Source organism: Frankia sp. BMG5.23, assembly GCF_000685765.2.
Taxonomy (GTDB): Bacteria; Actinomycetota; Actinomycetes; order Frankiales; family Frankiaceae; genus Frankia; species Frankia casuarinae.
The window spans coordinates 1-14,385 of sequence record NZ_JDWE01000072.1 but is presented as its reverse complement, the minus strand read 5'-3'; the positions used below and the strand labels follow the sequence as shown (position 1 = coordinate 14,385).

Below are 14,385 nucleotides of genomic sequence, written 5' to 3'. Positions count from 1 at the left end.
GACGATCCTGGGCTCGCCGTCCACACGGGCCGACTCGACCAGGTAGTAGTACGTCTTCCCACCGACCTTCTTCCCCACCAACGACGACATGCTTTAGGTAATACACACCGGAAGGCGAACTGTCGATCAGGCGAGTACTCAAAGATCCAGATCAGACCGTCCTGAACCAGCCACCGGCCAGCTCAACGGACTCCAAAGATCAACTTATCTAGGAAACTCCCGCTAGGCATCTACCTGCGGGTTTGGTCGTCCAGGCGGGGCTCGAACCACCTGTCGAGATCCCGACCATGATCGTTCCACAGCCTTGGATCTCAAAGGGATAGATCGTAAACCGCATCCACCCAGGTCGGAGGAATGATCAAAAAATTGGTGGGGCTCGAACCCACGACCGGAGGATTATGAGGACTATCCGGCTATGCGGTGTGCTGAGCTGCATCGACGCACGTCACGCGCGACCGTGAACGTCGAATACTCCTCTGTACAGAGATCCGTCTGGTTGCAATCCTGTCGAGGAGATCACACCACCCAGCGGTGGTCACAGACCGGCGCGGCCGTGGCCGGTCCGGGGCACGGCCCTGCCGCGGAGGGGCGCCCCGACGGCGGCTGCGGCTTCGACGCGGTCGCGTTGCCTTGCGATGCGCGTCCACGCGAGCCCAGGATCTACGCTGGGATCGGATGGTCGCGTCCCACCGACGTCTTGGACGCGTGACGACTCATCCGCCCGGGAGGCGATGGTGACGACGGCCTTGCCAGAGGACAGCTGGCTGCGCGACCTGCGCCCGCAGCCCGCGCGCGTGACGGCAGCCGAGTACGAGGCGCTGTCGGAGGAGATCGCCCGGTCGATCGAGATCGTCGACGGTTACATCATCTTCTGTGAGGCTCCCGCCCCGGACCACCAGACCGCGGGACGGCGGCTCGCCAACCTGCTGGAGCGGCACGCCCGGAACGCCGTGAAGTCAGGCCGGTACGGCTGCCTGACGGTCAACAACGACGTCGACCTGCGGCTCCGCGACATCCCCCTGCTCAACCGCCGGCCCGACGTCATCCTTTACCGCTGCCTCGATCGTGACCGCGGCGAACGGCTCCGCGCCGAACACGCCCTGCTCGTCATCGAGATCGTCTCGCCCGGCTCAGAGACCCAGGACACCACCGACAAGCTCGGCGAATACGCCCGCGCCGGCATCCAGCACTACTGGATCATCCGACTCGACAACGACGGCGTCACCAGCATCGAACGCTACGCCCTCGACCGCGCCAGCATGCTCTACAAACACCTCGGCACCCTCATGAAAGACGAGGCCGGCGGACCACCGGAAATCACCAACCCCATCCCGATCACCATCACCTGGGATGACCTGGCTTTCTGAGCGTCCCGACAGGTCGACAGGACCAATTTTGGCCCTCCCAGTCATTTGTTACAAGCCGTGCGAGACGATCTTGGCACGGTTGGATGTCGCGGATCAGCGTGGCGCCATCGCTTCACTCGTCCCGGGGGGCGGGGTCAAACGGTCGTAGCGACGCCTCGATAGGATGATCGTGATGGCGTCGAGGGACTGGATGGTGGATGGGCCGGCGGGTGCAGTTGACGGTCGAGGATCGGGAGCCGGCGTAGGGAGAACAGTGGCGGTCCGTGACGGTGGCGGTTCGGCCCCTGTGGGCTCGCAGGAGCAGGCAGTGGACCGGGTGCGGGAGACCGTGGCCCGCAGCCGCAGGTACGGGGCGGTGGCCCCCGAGACGGTGCGTCGTCTCGCCGAGCGTGCCCTGGTCGCCTCCCGGGGGGACGAGCCGGAGGCGGTGAAGCGCACCAAGCGGTCGCTGCACGAGATCTACGGCGCCTACCTGCCGGAGCGGGCCCCCGGCTACCCGGGGCTGCTGCGCGACATCGGTGCGGCGGTCGGGGGCGGGGATCCGGACGCCGTCGCGGCGGCCGTGTCCCGGGCGATGCGGGTGCACGCCTCCACCCGTGAGCGGCTTCCGTACCTGCGGGAGTTCTACGCCGCGGTGTTCGGCGCCGTTCCCACGCCGGCCGTGGTGCAGGATCTGGCCTGCGGTCTGAACCCGCTGGCCTTCGGATCGATGGGCCTGCCCGCGCAGACCACCTACCTGGCCTCGGACATCGACTCCCAGCAGATGGAGTTCCTGGACCGGGCGCTGGACCTGCTGGAGGTCGAGCACCGGGTCGAGGTGGTCGACCTCGTGTCGGGTGCCGTGCCCGCGCAGCACGCCGACGTGACGCTGGTGCTGAAGACGTTGCCCCTGCTGGAGCGCCAGCGCGCCGGCGCCGGCTGGGAACTCGTCGACGCGCTGAGGTCGCCGTTCGTGGTGGTGAGCTTTCCGACCAGATCGCTGGGGCAGCGTTCGAAGGGCATGTTCCAGACGTACTCGGCCGCCTTCGAGGCGCAGGCGGCCGAGCGGGGCTGGACCTTCGACCAGGCCGAGATCGCCAACGAGCTCATCTACATCGTGCGCAGGTGACCGGCCGGGGATTTCCCGGCCCGCGGCCGGATCGACCCGGCAGGCATCGGCCCGGCAGACACGGCCCCCGGGCGGTCTCCCGGTACTCGGAACAGGTCCACCGACCATGGTCACCGGTCCTCCGGGCGACGCAGCACCATGAGGACGTCCCGCGGACCCGGGCGGGTGGGGGCGCCGCGGCGGGCGGACCACCGGGCGGCGAGCTGCCCGGGGTCGACCGTGCGCAGGAGGCTCGGGTCGAAGGCGGGAAGATCCAGGCGGTAGTCCAGCTCGTGCGTGGCACTCACCTGCACCCAGTCCAGACCGGACCCGAGCGCGGCCTGCACGTAGTCCTCGAAGAACATCCGGTTGACGGTGTCGCTGTCGAACACGTGCCAGACCAGGAGATCGATGAGGTCGGCAGGCAGTGCACTGGCCAGCAACGCCCGCAGCTCGTCCCGGGAGTAGGCGAGATGGGCCCAGGGCGGTAACAGGGTGTCGCGCCAGAAGAGCAGGTCCTGCTCCCGGTAGCGCACGTACTCGAGCTGGTGCCCGTCCACCGCACTCCAGATCGGGCCGAAGTGCGCGTACAGCAGGCCCCCGGGACGCAGGACCCGGTGGACCTCGGCGAGCACGGCGGGTACGTCCACGAACTGGAAGGCGTTGCTGGAGAACACGGCGTCCGCGCCGCCGTCGGGTACCGGCATCTGCTCGGCCGGCACGGGCAGGACACGGTACCGGTCCCGGGCGTCCCCCCGGGCCGGGCGACGGGGGTCGACGGCGACCCAGGAAGCCACGTCGCAGGCCCGTGCGTGGTGGTGGGGGGGGAAGAGACCCACCGATCTCGACCACGTCCGCTCCGGCCAGTGGTACCCGGGCGGCGAAGTCGGCGAACACCGCCTCCTCGTCCAGGGCGAGCCCCCCGATGACGCTCATCGGGCTCCCGGTGCGGTGAGCGTCGCGTGCTCCAGGGCCACCGGGCGGCGGCGGAGACGGGACTGGGTCACCGCCTCCGCGATGCGCAGCGCGGCGAGGGCGTCGTCGAGCGTGCAGGGACTGGGACCGCCGGTGCTCACCATGGTCACGAACGCCTCCATCTCGGCCCGGTACGCCGTGGCGAACCGGTCCATGAAGGACGACCAGGGCTGCGCGGCGGGTACCGGCCCGTCGGGTTCGACCGAACGCAGCGGCACCCGGGCGTCGAGGCCCACCGAGATGCTGGCGGAGGTTCCGGCCAGATCCATCCGCACGTCGTAGCCGTGCCCGTTGTAACGGGACGCCTGCAGGGTGGCCAGGGAACAGTCGTCGAGGGTCAGCAGCACCACGGTCTCGTCCACGTCGCCGACGTCACCGAAGTACTCGGCGCCGCGCCGGGCACCTGCGGCGAACGCCTCGACCACCTCGCGTCCGCTCACCCAGCGCAGGGCGTCGAAGTCGTGGATCTGGCAGTCACGATGGATGCCGCCGGACACCGCCACGTAGTCGAACGGCGGCGGCTGAGGATCCGCGGTGACCATGTGCACGCGCCGCAGCTGACCCAGGGCACCGGATCTCAGGGCCTCCCGCCCGTTGCCGAACCCGGTGTCGAACCGGCGCTGGAAGCCCACCTGCACCGGGATCCCCGAAAGCCTGACCTCGGTGGCCACGCGTTCACCGACGCTTAGCTCCCGGAAGACCGGCTTCTCGCAGAAGGTCGGAATGCCCAGGGCGCAACACCGCAGGACGATGTCGGCGTGGGTGTCGGTGGGAGAGGCGATCGCCACCGCGTCCGGGCGGAGGGCGATCAGCGCCTCGAGATCCGCCGCGACCCGGGCCCCGGCCGCGCTCGCCCCGCGGGCGGCCTGCTCCTGGTCGACGTCGGTGATGACCAGTTCGTCCACCCGGGGGTCGTCGGCCAGCGTGCGGGCGTGCACGGCGCCGATTCGGCCGGCCCCGACGAGTCCGATCCGCATGTCAGGCCACTGGCCAGGGACGCGCGGTACCGGCGACGCGGTTCCAGACGTTGATCGCCGCGATCACCCAGACCAGTTCGGCCAGCTCCACCTCGGTGAGGACCACCGAGACCTCGCCCCACATCTCGTCCGTGACCGGCCGGCGGTCCATCTGGGTGATGGCCTCGGTGAGGGTCAGCGCCGCACGTTCCTGTGCCGAGAAGTGCGGCGACTCGCGCCAGACGGGCAGGGCCAGCAGCTGCTTCTGGGTCGCGCCGGCCTCGAGGGCGGCCGGGCTGTGGGCGCCGACGCAGAAGGCGCACCCGTTGATCTGGGAGGCCCGGGTGCGGACCAGTTCCAGGAGCGAGGCCGGCAGGCTGACCTTGTCGGTGGCGGCGTCGAAAGCCTCCATGGCCGACATGATGTGGGGAGCCAGGAGGTCCACACGGAGACGAAAAGAGCTGGAGGTTAGCGTTTTCTCCGCCATCGATGAATTCCTCTCGACCAGGCGTTGAATCGGATCGCGGATTACCGGCGGGCCGGCGGTTCCCGGCGGGGTCTAGACGTGGGGACGCGCGGGAGATCACCGGGTGGAACCTGCCGGGAACCGCTGTGCTGGCATGGGACGCGCGGGTATCGGACGCGCGGGCGATGGCGCGCTCCGCGGCCGGCACGTTCTCGTCGCGCAGCAGGTCGGCGAGGTAGTCCGTGACGCTGTGATAGGTGCGATCCGCATACCGGTGCCGGTATCCCTCGCCTTCCTGCGGATCGGCGAGCAGCAGATCGTGCAGCGCGGCCGGCGGGTTATGATAGAGGAACTGCAGCACGGCCGTGTCCCGTTCGGCTTCCAGGAGCTGCTCGAACGGCGTCCGGGTGAAATCTCCGATGAACAGTGCGGTGCCGCGGAACTTCTCGTTGAGATTGGTCATCTCGCAGGTGGCTATCACATGCCCGCGCGGGTTGACGCCCAGTTGCAGACTTCCACAGTCGGGGAGCCGGTCCGGCGTGAACCGGCTGTAGTGCCTGGTGAGAGCCGCCATGACTTCCGGGTCGTTGCCCTCGGTGGTCAGGCTGTTGGGGTAGACCGTCTCACCGCCCAGGTCCAGGTCGTCCAGCAGCTGGGCGTCCACGTCGGGCAGGTGGGAGGCCACCCAGCTCAGCTCGTGCACCATGCCGAGGTCGGCGCAGGCCCGGCGGAGGTGGCGCAGCCGCTCGACCGGCACGAACGGCAGGTGAAAGGCGCTCGCACTCGGGAAGATCGCCTGGACCCCGGCCTGCTGGAGACGGCTCACGAGCGTACGGGCGCGTTCGGGGGTGCGGGCCCAGAAGCCGTTCGTGTTGAGGGAGACGTAGTACCCGAGATCCGTGGCGGCGCGGGCGAGCGCACAGGTGTCCTCCGGATGAAGCATGATCTCGCCGCCGCCCAGGTCGAGGAACCTGCGACCGAACCTGGCTGCCGTCCGCAGGATTTCTATCGCGGTGGCCAGGTCGAACCTCTCCCGGCGATGTGGACTCGATTGGACCAGGCAATGTGCGCAGGTCGCGTTGCAGGCATAGGTGTAGATCAGGTACACGCGCTCGTGGTTCCCGTAGGTGTAGCACACCCCGGTATGCGGATAGACCTGTTCCAAAATTCCCCCAAACCCATTGCTTTTACCTGGGCGGATTCGGCCGCGAACGAGCGATCTCGACAAGTGCGGGAACGCCGTCGGGAACTGTCGGTGGAGAGCAGGGTTGTCTCCCGGCAACGATTGCGTCACTGTAGGACAACATGGCGAGATTGGTCAACTGTGGCTCACCGGCTTCATCCGCGACGACGGCGGGTGACGTTGAGGTGGAACTGTGATTGGCGTAGCAACCAGTTCTGCGTTGCCGGGGTCCTGTGGAGGGCATGGTTGTCCGGGATCAGGCACGGGTCGTACGCGGAGGTACTGAGGCGCCGATCCGCTTCAGGAAACGACGGGGAACTCCCCGTGTCGGCGCCGCCGGTCGGGCCGCGGGTTGCCCGTGCCATTGTTTGCGCTGGTCAGGTCGGGTCTTCGCGGTCAGGGGTGGGACGGGGTTGTGGGGCGGCGGGGTCGGCGCCGGGCGGCGGCGATCCCGGTGTGACCCGCGCGGCGGACGGGGCCGATCATGTCGTGACGGAGCGTGAGTGCGGTGTGGGGCCGGTCGCCGGCCCGGGCTCGGGAAGCCATCTCACGGAACGTCACGTCCCTTACCTGTGAGGCTGCCGTCCCCCGTCGTGCTGTCGTCTTTCTGTCATCCGGCCCCTCCGGGGCGGGCGGCGCTGCGGGCGGGACCGGCCTGTGGGGGCGGTCACACCGGCGGTCATGGGAGACGACCGCCGCGGTCCTGACGGCCGGCCCGGCCTGGTCGTGCGGGCGTCGCGGGTGACCCGCGTCGCGCGGCGGTGTGGTGCTCGAGGTGCACGCCCCGTCCCGGGCAACCCCGGCAGGGCAGGATCCGCAGGGCGCTCCTAGGATGGCCGACGCAGGAACGCGGCGCCGCCGCGTCGGCGGCGGAGTCGGGCCGGAAAGCGGAGTCGGGCCGGAGAAAAGCGGAGTCGGGCCGGAGAGGAGTGCCACCGTGCCGGGCACGCTCTATCTGGTCCCGGTGCCCATCGGGGACCCCGGCGACATCACCGCCCGAGCCGTCGACGTGCTGCGGCAGGTCCCGGTGGTCGCGGCGGAGGACACCCGCAACGCGCGGCGCCTGTTGCAGCCGCTCGGGACGTCGCCCCGGTTGCTCAGCTACCACGACCACAACGAGCAGGAGCGGGGTCCCCAACTGCTGTCGCTGCTGCAGGAGGGCGCGGACGTCGCCGTGATGTCGGACGCGGGCACCCCGCTGGTCAACGACCCCGGCTACCGCCTGGTCGCCGCGGCCATCGAGGCGGGGATCCCGGTCCGCCCGCTGCCGGGGGCCAGCGCGCCGGTCACCGCGCTCGTCGGATCCGGCCTGCCGGTACACCGGTTCCACTTCCTCGGGTTCCTGCCCCGCCGACCGGCCGCCCGCCGGGCGGCCCTGGAGCAGGTGCGCGGTCTCGACGCCTCCCTGGTGCTGTTCGAGGCGCCACACCGGATGACCGAGTGCCTGGCCGACCTGACCGCCGTGCTGGGTGAGCGGCGGGCGGCGCTGGCACGCAACCTGACCAAGCCGGACGAGCAGTTCATCCGGGGGACGCTCGACGAGCTCCGTGCCGTGCTGGCCGGGGAGCAGCCGGTCCGCGGGCAGTTCACGGTGGTCGTGGAGGGGGCGGGGACGCGGGCCGCCGCCGGGGAGACGGAGCTGGCCGACCGCGTCGCCGAGGCGATGCTGCGGCACGGAGCGGGTGCCCGGCTGGCCCGCGAGGTGGTCCGTGAGGTCACCGGCCTGCCGCGCAACCAGGTGTACGCACTGGTCGGGGAGGCCGAGGGCCGGGTCCGGTCCGGTACCTGCCCGCCCGCGGGTGGACCGGCCGACTAGACTGGTTCTGAGATGCCGAGGATGAGTCCGCCCGTCATGCCTGTTGTGCCGGCTCCCGTGCTGGCGACGCCGCACGGGACGGTCGAGCTACCGACGTTCCTGCCGGATGGCACCCGGGCGGCGGTGCGCAGCACGGATCCCCGTGACCTGCGCGAGGTCGGGATCGAGGCGGTGATGTGCAACGCCTTCCATCTTGCCCAGCGGCCCGGTGTCAGGCCGGTGAAGCGGGTCGGCGGGTTGCGTCGCTTCATGGCCTGGGACGGCGTGGTGGTCACCGACTCGGGCGGGTTCCAGGTGCTGTCCCTGCTGCGGCGGCAGGGGCAGCACAGCGCGATCCGCCCCGGCGGGGTGGTCTTCCGCAATCCTGCCGACGGCACGAAGGTCGAGCTCACCCCGCAGCGGGTGATCGAGTGGCAGTTCGGGCTGGGCTCGGGCGTCGTCATCGCGCTCGACGACTGCACGGGTCCGGAGGACTCGCCGGCCGAGGTGGTGGCCTCGGTCGACCGCACGATCCGCTGGTTCCGCGACACCCGTACCGCCTTCGATCTCCAGTGTCGGCAGCGCCGGCTGGAGAACCCGCCGCTGCTGGTCGGTGTGGTGCAGGGCGGTGCGGATCCCGACCAGCGCAAGCGCTGCGTGGAAGCCCTGGTGGAGGCGGGTGCGCAGGGGTTCGGCTTCGGCGGCTGGCCCCTGGACGGCAACGGCGTGCTCGAACGGGAGATGTTCGCCCTGCTCTCGGCGTCCACGCCGCCCGAGGCCCCGCTCTTCGCGCTCGGGGTGGGCAAACCCGAGCATCTCGTGGCGCTGTGCCAGATCGATTGCCGGTGGGTGTTCGACTGCACCATTCCCACCCGGGACGCACGGCATGGTCGCCTGTACGCCTTCAACAACGCCCCGCTGGCCGCCGACGGGTCGTTCTACCAGAACGTCCACATCCTGGACGAACGCAACCATCGCATCGACGAGCCGATCTGTCCCACCTGCGACTGCCCCACCTGCACCCGGTACGGCCGGTCGTACCTGCACCATCTCTTCCGGGTCAGGGACGGGCAGGCCGACCGGCTGGCCACGCTGCACAACCTGCGCTTCTACACTCGACTTATCGAGCAGCTGCGGGCGGGCGGGCGCGCGCTGGCAGCCGGCCCGGCCGAGGTTGGGGACGACGACACGTGACGGTGAACCCGACCCGGGGCGCGGTCGGAGGGACGGACCCCCGACCCGCCGCGGTGGTGCTGTTGAGCGGGGGGCTGGACTCGGCAACCGTGCTCGCCATCGCCAACCAGCAGGGATTCGCCTGCCACGCGTTGAGCTTCCGCTACGGCCAGCGGCACGAGGTCGAACTCGCCGCGGCCCGGCGGGTGGCCTCCGCGCTCGGGGTGGTCCGGCATGTGGTGGTCGACATCGACCTGGGGGTCTTCGGCGGGTCGGCGCTGACCGACCCGACCATCGCCGTCCCGGCGGCCGGAACGGCGGAGGAGATCCCGGTCACCTATGTCCCGGCCCGGAACACGATCTTCCTGTCCTTCGGGCTGGCCCTGGCCGAGACCGCGGGTGCCTGGGACGTGTTCATCGGCGCGAGTTCGGTCGACTACAGCGGCTACCCGGACTGCCGTCCCGAGTACCTGGCCGCCTACCAGGCGATGGCCAACCTGGCGACGAAGGCCACCGTGTCGGGTGAGCGCACCCTGTCGATCCATGCCCCGCTGATGCGCCTGAGCAAGGCGGACACGATTCGCCTTGGTCTCTCGCTCGGGGTTGACTACGGGCTGACGCACAGCTGCTACGACCCGGGGCCGGACGGCCGGCCCTGTGGGCGGTGCGACTCCTGCTCGCTGCGGGAGCGTGGTTTCACCGAGGTGGGGGTCCCTGACCCGGCGGGGGGCTGACATGGTTTATCGGATCAAGGAGATCTTCTACACGCTGCAGGGGGAGGGCGTGCGGTCCGGCCGCCCGGCGGTGTTCTGCCGGTTCGCCCTGTGCAACCTGTGGACCGGGCGGGAACGCGACCGTCACCGGGCGGTGTGCCAGTTCTGCGACACCGACTTCGTGGGTACCGACGGCCCCGACGGCGGCGTGTTCGACACCCCGGACGACCTGGCCGACGCCGTGGCCGCGCGGTGGCCGTCCGATGCCCCCGGGGCGCTGCCCTACGTGGTCTGCACCGGCGGTGAGCCGTTGTTGCAGCTCGACACCCCGGCCGTGTCCGCCCTGCACACACGAGGTTTCGAAGTGGCCGTCGAGACCAACGGCACCTGCCCGGCGCCGGCCGGGCTGGACTGGGTGTGCGTGTCCCCCAAGGCGGGGGCGCCGCTGCGGCTGACCACCGGTGACGAGCTGAAACTGGTCTTCCCGCAGCCCGGCGCCGGACCGGAGCTGTTCGCCGGCCTGGAGTTCGGCCATCACCTGCTGCAGCCGATGGACGGGCCGCACCGGGAGGCCAACACCCGGGCGACGCTCGACTACTGCCTGGCCCACCCACGCTGGAGGCTCAGCATTCAGACCCACAAGATCCTGGGGATCCGCTGATGGAGATCTTCCGCGAGTTCACCTTCGAGGCCGCGCACCGCCTGCCGGAGGTGCCGGAGGGTCACAAGTGCGCCCGGCTGCACGGGCATTCCTTCCGGATCGCGATCCAGGTGGTCGGCCCGGTCGACCCCCGGGCTGGATGGGTGATGGACTTCGCCGACCTCCGGGCGGCGTTCGCTCCGCTGCACGACCAGCTGGACCACCGCTACCTCAACGAGGTGCCGGGCCTGGACAACCCGACCAGCGAGAACCTCGCCCGGTGGATCTGGGACCGGCTGGCCGGCGAGCTCCCGCTGAGCGCGGTCACCGTCCGCGAGACCTGCACGTCGGGGTGCATCTACCGAGGTGACGAGCCGGACCGGACACCGGCGTGACCCCGCCGGGCGCCGACCAGGAGGCCGTGGCGGCGGCCGCCGCCCGGATCGCCCGTTCGGCCAAGTACCGGGGCGTGCACCCCGAGACCATCGCCCATGTCGTGGAGCAGGAGGCGAGCGCCGGGGGAACCGGCCCGGTCGAGCACCGGGCCCGGGTGCGGCTGCACCGGGTCGCCGCCCTGCACCTGCTGAGCGGGCGGACAGCGGTGCTGCGCCGCGAGGTGGCACGGTTGCCGACCGGCGATCCGCAGGCCCTGAAGGCCGGCTGCCGGGCCGTGCTGGCCCGGCACGTCTCCACCGCCGAGCGCCTTGCCGACCTGGACGACTTCTACCCCGCGCTGCTGTCGGTCCTGCCCGCCCCGGACACCGTTGTCGACATCGCCTGTGCGTTGAACGTCCTCACCGTCCCCTGGCTGCTGGAGACCTGTGACGCCACGTACACGGGCTACGACCTCAACGCCGACTTCGTCGAGATCGGCAACGCCTTCCTCGCCATGGTGCATCCGCAGGGCTGGGTGGTCCACCACGACGTGGTGGCCCAGGGTCCCCCACCGCGGGCCGATCTGGCACTGCTGCTGAAGACCTACCACTGCCTGGAGGACCGTCGGCGGGGCAGCGGCCTGCGGCTGGTCGAGACCGTCGACGCCCGGCACGTCGCCGTCTCCTTCCCCACCCGGGCGATGAACGGGCGGCCGGCCGTCTTCGCGCCGCCGATGCGGGAGGAGCTGGAGCGGCTGGCCGACCGGCGCGGCTGGTCGGTGGACCGGGTGCGGCTGAGCACCGAGGAGCTGGTCGTCCTCGGCCGGTCGCCGCAGGACATGTCGTCGCCCGAGGCGCTCCCGACCCGGGCGCACCAGGGCTGAGGATCGGCGGGTTATGCTCGTCAGCGGTGCCGGTGTGCGGGAACGGGAGAGGGAGCGTCGGTGATGCGGCAGTGGCCCTGACGAAGCTGGGCAACCCGGAGGCGAAGGCCGACCGGTCCCTGGAGACGTTCCCGATCGACGACACCTCGCAGGAGATCAGGATCGACTGCCGGGAGTTCACCTGCCGGTGCCCGATCACCGGCCAGCCGGACTGGGCGACGATCCGCATCGACTACCGGCCGGGCGGGCGTGGTCTGGAGACCAAGAGCCTCAAGCTCTACCTGGAGACCTTCCGGGAGGAAGGGATCTTCCACGAACACCTGGCCACCCTGATACGTGACGATCTGGTGGCCGCGCTCGCTCCGGTGCAGCTCACCGTCACCGTGAACTTCAACGCCCGGGGCGGCATCGCGCTGGCGGCCTCCAGCACCTACCGTCGCGAGGCCTGACCCCGCCCCTGCCGGACGGTCCTGGACCTCGGCCGAGCTCACCAGCGCCCCTACGACGGCACGCACCGTGTTCGTCGGACGGCGCTCCTGCCCGGAGTGCCTCCCGCGCGGAGCGCGGTCACCCTGGTCGACGGCTGCCGCGTTTTCGCCTCCGGACTCAGGGTCACTGCCCGGGGGTGCGGACCGCCGTCGGCATCGCGGCGTGGGAGACGCCACGATCGCCAGCGGCTTCTCCTTCTGAGCCACATGGCCGGAACGGCGCCCGGATGAACATCTTCCCCTCGTCGCTGACACCCCCACACGTCAGCTGATAAACCAGTCTTCCGTCAGAATCCGTGCCGACCCATACGGCCAGAGAAAAGTGGCATGTCAGCGGCTTCGCCACACCTGTCAGGGAAAAAGCCAGCCCGTCGGAGTTGGCTCAGAACTGCCTTTCGTCGGGCCGACGCCGGGCCGAAGGCAATCCCCGCCGCCTTCTTCCGAAGGAGCAGCTGTGCCATGAGCGTTTTCCATCCTCGGTTCTCCTAAATTCCTTCGTGCGTCAGGACGAGGATGGCTTGGGAAATTGTGCCGACGCGGCGGGGGCAGCCGCGGTACCGGTCGAGGACATGCCAGTTCTTGAGGACGGCGAATCCTCGTTCGCCGACAGCGCGGGTGGCCGAGAGGCTGCGGTTCTTCTCCTTGTCGGCGTCGGGTAGTTCGGCGTTCTGGGGTTTCTTGCGGGGGGTGAGGAGTTGTTCGCTCTCGCCGCCGACGTAGCCCTTGTCGGCGTAAAGGTAGATCGTCTCCGCCTGGTTGATCAGGTGGAGGATGTTGTGGGACCTCGCGGCGGTGATGTCGTGGGTGGATCCGGGCAGTCCGTCGGAGATCCAGATCATCCGGCCGTAGGGGTCCATCAGGCCCTGGAGGTTGACGCCGTGGTGTTTGTGTTTGCCGGAGTAGTAGAGCCTGTTGTGGGCGCGGATCCGGTTGATGCGGATGACGGTGCCGTCGAGGATGAGGAAGTTGCTCCGGCACCAGGCGAAGGCCCAGACGGCGGCGAGCAGGGTCCGGCCACGGCCGGCGAGCAGCGCGACGGCCTCGTGGACGTAGCGGCACACAGTGGCCACCCCGACCTGGAATCCCTCGACGAGGCGGGTGTAGGTGTCTCCGTTGCGCAGGTGGGCCAAGGCAAGAAGTGCCTGGTCACGGGCCGGGACCTTGCGCCAGTTCCCGTGGCGTTCGCGGTCGTCGGCGAGCAACGCCGTCAGAAGGTGTTTGAGATCGTCGTTTAGATGATTCTCTGTAGCGGTCGGGGTCCGGGCCGCTGGGCGGGGGTGCGCCGGTCGATGCGGCGGACCATGGTGGCGATCATGGCCCAGCGGATGAGGGATTCGGCGTGGTCGGGGCGGCGTTCGTAGTCGCGGGCGTGCCGGCGGTAGCCGGTGATCCACGACCACGTTCGTTCGACGACCCAGCGACGTGGCAGGACGGAGAAGCCCTTCTGCCCGGCGGGTTTGCGCACCACCTGCAGGGTGAGGGTCAGGATCCGGGCGGCCCAGTCCACGAAGACACCCGCGAACCCGGCGTCGGCGAACACGAGCCGTAGCCGCCGGCCGGCGAAGAAACTGTCGAGGAGGAGCTGCCGGCCACTGGCGGTGTCATGGGTGCTGGCCGGGACCACGAGCACGGCCAGCAGCAGTCCCATCGTGTCCACAGCGATGAACCGCTTACGACCGTTGACCTTCTTGCCGGCGTCGTAGCCGCGGGAGGAGGCGGGCACGGTGTCGGCGCCCTTCACCGACTGGGAATCGATGATCCCCGCCGACGGTTCGACATCGCGTCCTTCCGCCCGGCGGGCCTGCTCCCGCAGCACGTCGTGAACACGTTCGGTGACACCCAGATCGTGCCAGAGGGCGAAGTAGTAGTACACGGTCTACCACGGCGGATAGTCCGACGGCAACGCCCGCCACGCACACCCCGAGCGCACCACATACAGGATCGCGTCCACCAGATCACGCCGATCATGCTTCTCCGGCCGGCACACCGCCGCCGGCGGCGGGAGCAACGGCCCGACCAGAGCCCACTGCGAGTCCGACAGATCCGACGGATACCGATGACGGTGAGCATGCGCCATCCGTCCACCGTCAGCCCCCAGCCACCCCCACCCGGCCATGATCCGACGAGTGCACCCCCATCGCGCACCCCGGAAGATCACACACCGTCACCAGCGGGCATTCTCAAACACCTTCTCAGCTTGTCGTTTAACCTTCGGGTGTCACTCTGTGTGATAGTCGCTGGTGGTTTGGGGTGGGCCGGCGTGTCGCCGTGACGTGAAGCGGCC

The 14,385-nt window shown here is 69.8% G+C and carries 13 protein-coding genes and 2 pseudogenes; 9 read left to right on the top strand and 6 right to left on the bottom strand.

All coding sequences use genetic code 11. The features are described 5' to 3' along the window. Positions 1-746 precede the first annotated feature (746 nt). Positions 747-1,367, top strand: a complete 621-nt coding sequence (locus tag BMG523DRAFT_RS20015) for a Uma2 family endonuclease (RefSeq protein WP_235186947.1) — start codon at positions 747-749, stop codon at positions 1,365-1,367. A 253-nt stretch (positions 1,368-1,620) separates the two neighbouring features. Then, positions 1,621-2,475: an Rmt family 16S rRNA (guanine(1405)-N(7))-methyltransferase gene (locus BMG523DRAFT_RS20010; RefSeq protein ID WP_011437753.1), complete on the top strand. Its 855-nt coding sequence runs from the start codon at positions 1,621-1,623 to the stop codon at positions 2,473-2,475. Between the two features lie 110 nt (positions 2,476-2,585). Here the strand turns inward: BMG523DRAFT_RS20010 and BMG523DRAFT_RS26025 are convergent, their stop codons facing one another. The 4 genes and pseudogenes from BMG523DRAFT_RS26025 to BMG523DRAFT_RS27515 all read right to left on the bottom strand — a co-directional run. Further along, positions 2,586-3,251, bottom strand: coding sequence for a class I SAM-dependent methyltransferase (locus BMG523DRAFT_RS26025; protein WP_200923131.1), 666 nt, complete (start codon positions 3,249-3,251; stop codon positions 2,586-2,588). Between the two features lie 135 nt (positions 3,252-3,386). After that, positions 3,387-4,406, bottom strand: coding sequence for a Gfo/Idh/MocA family oxidoreductase (locus BMG523DRAFT_RS20000; protein ID WP_011437755.1), 1,020 nt, complete (start codon positions 4,404-4,406; stop codon positions 3,387-3,389). 1 nt (position 4,407) lies between these two features. Beyond that, on the bottom strand, positions 4,408-4,872 hold the full coding sequence (locus BMG523DRAFT_RS19995) for a carboxymuconolactone decarboxylase family protein (protein WP_011437757.1): 465 nt from the start codon (positions 4,870-4,872) through the stop codon (positions 4,408-4,410). Between the two features lie 790 nt (positions 4,873-5,662). After that, positions 5,663-5,959: pseudogene (locus BMG523DRAFT_RS27515) on the bottom strand (radical SAM protein); the annotation flags it as partial. Between the two features lie 1,012 nt (positions 5,960-6,971). On the opposite strand from BMG523DRAFT_RS27515, the gene rsmI reads away from it, so the two are divergent. The 7 genes from rsmI to queF all read left to right on the top strand — a co-directional run bounded on the left by rsmI (position 6,972) and on the right by queF (position 12,062). Continuing rightward, positions 6,972-7,850, top strand: coding sequence for a 16S rRNA (cytidine(1402)-2'-O)-methyltransferase (gene rsmI, locus BMG523DRAFT_RS19990; RefSeq protein ID WP_160323734.1), 879 nt, complete (start codon positions 6,972-6,974; stop codon positions 7,848-7,850). A gap of 36 nt (positions 7,851-7,886) precedes the next feature. After that, positions 7,887-9,023 carry a tRNA guanosine(34) transglycosylase Tgt gene (locus BMG523DRAFT_RS19985; protein WP_160323733.1) on the top strand — a complete coding sequence of 379 codons (1,137 nt, stop codon included), beginning with the start codon at positions 7,887-7,889 and terminating at the stop codon, positions 9,021-9,023. A 2-nt stretch (positions 9,024-9,025) separates the two neighbouring features. Continuing rightward, on the top strand, positions 9,026-9,736 hold the full coding sequence (gene queC, locus BMG523DRAFT_RS19980) for a 7-cyano-7-deazaguanine synthase QueC (RefSeq protein ID WP_043591968.1): 711 nt from the start codon (positions 9,026-9,028) through the stop codon (positions 9,734-9,736). A 1-nt stretch (position 9,737) separates the two neighbouring features. Next, positions 9,738-10,376, top strand: a complete 639-nt coding sequence (queE, locus tag BMG523DRAFT_RS19975; RefSeq protein ID WP_043591963.1) for a 7-carboxy-7-deazaguanine synthase — start codon at positions 9,738-9,740, stop codon at positions 10,374-10,376. After that, a complete protein-coding gene (gene queD, locus BMG523DRAFT_RS19970) occupies positions 10,376-10,750 on the top strand; it encodes a 6-carboxytetrahydropterin synthase QueD (RefSeq protein WP_011437762.1) in 375 nt (124 codons plus the stop codon). Before queE ends, queD begins: the two co-directional genes overlap by 1 nt. Beyond that, on the top strand, positions 10,747-11,613 hold the full coding sequence (locus tag BMG523DRAFT_RS19965) for a 16S rRNA methyltransferase (protein ID WP_051623972.1): 867 nt from the start codon (positions 10,747-10,749) through the stop codon (positions 11,611-11,613). The genes queD and BMG523DRAFT_RS19965 overlap by 4 nt, the downstream gene beginning before the upstream one ends. A 119-nt stretch (positions 11,614-11,732) precedes the next feature. After that, a complete protein-coding gene (gene queF, locus BMG523DRAFT_RS19960; protein ID WP_085949899.1) occupies positions 11,733-12,062 on the top strand; it encodes a preQ(1) synthase in 330 nt (109 codons plus the stop codon). Between the two features lie 524 nt (positions 12,063-12,586). Here queF and BMG523DRAFT_RS19955 read toward each other — a convergent pair. Both BMG523DRAFT_RS19955 and BMG523DRAFT_RS19950 read right to left on the bottom strand, forming a co-directional pair. Then, positions 12,587-13,303 (bottom strand): transposase family protein, encoded by a 717-nt coding sequence (locus tag BMG523DRAFT_RS19955; protein ID WP_235463275.1) that lies wholly within the window; start codon positions 13,301-13,303, stop codon positions 12,587-12,589. A gap of 29 nt (positions 13,304-13,332) precedes the next feature. After that, positions 13,333-14,178 (bottom strand): annotated as a pseudogene (locus BMG523DRAFT_RS19950) (IS5 family transposase). Between the last annotated feature and the right edge of the window lie 207 nt (positions 14,179-14,385).

Coding starts and splice junctions, on each gene's coding strand:
- queD (WP_011437762.1), top strand. CDS start 10,376: ATGGAGATCTTCCGCGAGTTCACCTTCGAGGCCGCGCACCGCCTGCCG.
- BMG523DRAFT_RS19985 (WP_160323733.1), top strand. CDS start 7,887: ATGCCTGTTGTGCCGGCTCCCGTGCTGGCGACGCCGCACGGGACGGTC.
- BMG523DRAFT_RS20000 (WP_011437755.1), bottom strand. CDS start 4,406: ATGCGGATCGGACTCGTCGGGGCCGGCCGAATCGGCGCCGTGCACGCC.
- queE (WP_043591963.1), top strand. CDS start 9,738: ATGGTTTATCGGATCAAGGAGATCTTCTACACGCTGCAGGGGGAGGGC.
- BMG523DRAFT_RS19995 (WP_011437757.1), bottom strand. CDS start 4,872: ATGGCGGAGAAAACGCTAACCTCCAGCTCTTTTCGTCTCCGTGTGGAC.